This is a genomic window from Megasphaera sp. AF13-6AC, assembly GCF_027685385.1.
Classification (GTDB): domain Bacteria; phylum Bacillota; class Negativicutes; order Veillonellales; family Megasphaeraceae; genus Megasphaera; species Megasphaera micronuciformis.
In genome coordinates, this window is sequence record NZ_JAQCUN010000157.1 from 1 (window position 1) to 1,905 (window position 1,905).

Sequence of the window (1,905 nt, forward strand, 5' to 3'; positions counted from 1 at the left end):
GGATGACTTTGAAATTCATGCCGACTTCAATAAGTAATGTGGCATGAGTATGCCTTGTTCCGTGCATGAAGAAGCCGTGAACGTCTATCTTCTTGGCATATTCTATTGATACCTTGGTTAACTCGTCAGGATTACGAGGACCGCCGTCACGGCCGGGGAAAACCAAATTGTTGTTGATCCAGTCGAAGGGCTGGAACCGCCTGGTGTCAACTATTTTTCTATGAGCCTTTAAGATTGCTAACGTTTCTTTATCTAGGGTTATTGTTCGTCTTGAAGATTTTGTTTTGGTTGTCGGCGATATTTCACTATGTCCATTAATTTTATGACGGCAATTTATATGAGCTTGATGAAGTTGCTGTAGGAGATAATGTGGCCGCTACATGCTTGTTGCTGAAGTACCATAGCGGCAAGTTTGGAAGGGCTGGAGAAAGTAACTACCATCAGCAAGGCGAAGGAAGAGAATGCGAAAAGGAGGCAGGTCAAATGCAGCATTTCTACTGTGACAGCAAAGGCCGATCCTGTTACAACGGATATGATGCGTGAGCAAATACAAAATATCGATTTGCAAAACACTACTCCAAAGGATATGATTAACTTAGGGAAGATGGTCGTAGAAAAACAACATTATTGATAACGTTGGTGATAAAGAAGCTCTTGCAAAAGCGTTTAGTGAATATCGAGAAATTGGCTCAATTATTCCTAAAACGATGTGGTCTGAGCGCTCTAACCCTGTTAACAAAAAAATGTTGCAAGGTGCATTTGATGTATACCCTTCTGCTTGGTTAGATTATGTTAAGAAGGATAATCGTAAATTCTTTACGCCAAAGGTAACGCGTGGTTTCTTTGTTCCCGGAGCATCAAGGGACGGTAAATATTATTATGATAAACTACCGGGCGACTTCAAGGCTGATTACCTGACCATTGCTATGAATGGAGAGCGAAAAACAACCGCTTTTCATGAAATTGGGCATATGGTCGAGTATTATAAAAGATACCCTTCGCATTTCTCATAAGTGGATAGAAGAGTGTACTGAGGGCGAGGATTTTGTGCGATTAATGGATTTGTTTCCCGGGTATAATTACAGGCATACAGAAATGACAAAAGCCGATAGCTTCATATCTCCTTATATCGGTAAGGAGATATGAAGCGTTGAGTATGGGCTTAGAATCATTATTTGAGCCTCAAATCGGACAAGAGCAAAAGATTATTAATGGTAAGGTTGTTTATAAAAAAATATGGACGATGAAGAGTAGTTACATTTGATTGTAGGGTTGATTTTAAAAGCATAAAGGAGGGCGATAGAATGGGAGACGCAAGATCGGTATATATGAATGCTGTTAAATTGTATGAAGATACGTTTGGTGCGGAGTCTTTGCAAGGAACTCCATTCTTATTCGACCCTGTACACCCTACAGATGACGACTTTTTAAGAGCAGCAAGAATATACACATATATGGTAAGGCGCAAGTGGCGGTTTACCCAATATCACGACTCTGAATTAACGGAGTTGGTATATTAAAGCATTCGAAATGAGTGCTTTTTTTGTACTTAAAATCAAGGAGATGAGGGATGAACAATATATTGGTTTTGATGAAGCAGTGGTGTTGATTGTACAACATACCAACAGACTGGTTCGTATGAGAAATGATAAGAACAACATAACAATTGCATATACTGGCTCAGCAGCGGGTGATGGAATAATGGATGTCAGCATCTTGGGTCCCGCCCTGATGGCACTTGGAACTCTTGTGAACTAGACAAATAAAGCTCTTAACCACGATAACTCACGGATTGCCGCGAAAGTGAATGCGGATTTTCAAAAGGACTCATTTAAAACCAAATTGGATATTATTCGCACAATAATCGAACAATTACAAAGTTTGTTTAATAATTATACGAGCGTA

3 protein-coding genes are annotated in these 1,905 nt (G+C 39.8%); all 3 read left to right on the top strand.

Annotated features, from left to right (window positions below; genetic code table 11):
• Nucleotides 1-412 precede the first annotated feature (412 nt).
• The 3 genes from PGX78_RS07485 to PGX78_RS07495 all read left to right on the top strand — a co-directional run bounded on the left by PGX78_RS07485 (nucleotide 413) and on the right by PGX78_RS07495 (nucleotide 1,758).
• Nucleotides 413-631, top strand: a complete 219-nt coding sequence (locus PGX78_RS07485; RefSeq protein WP_270446254.1) for a hypothetical protein — start codon at nucleotides 413-415, stop codon at nucleotides 629-631.
• Nucleotides 632-707: 76 nt separating this feature from the next.
• Nucleotides 708-1,013 (top strand): hypothetical protein, encoded by a 306-nt coding sequence (locus PGX78_RS07490; RefSeq protein WP_270446256.1) that lies wholly within the window; start codon nucleotides 708-710, stop codon nucleotides 1,011-1,013.
• A gap of 517 nt (nucleotides 1,014-1,530) precedes the next feature.
• Nucleotides 1,531-1,758 carry a hypothetical protein gene (locus tag PGX78_RS07495; RefSeq protein WP_270446258.1) on the top strand — a complete coding sequence of 76 codons (228 nt, stop codon included), beginning with the start codon at nucleotides 1,531-1,533 and terminating at the stop codon, nucleotides 1,756-1,758.
• Nucleotides 1,759-1,905: the final 147 nt, after the last annotated feature.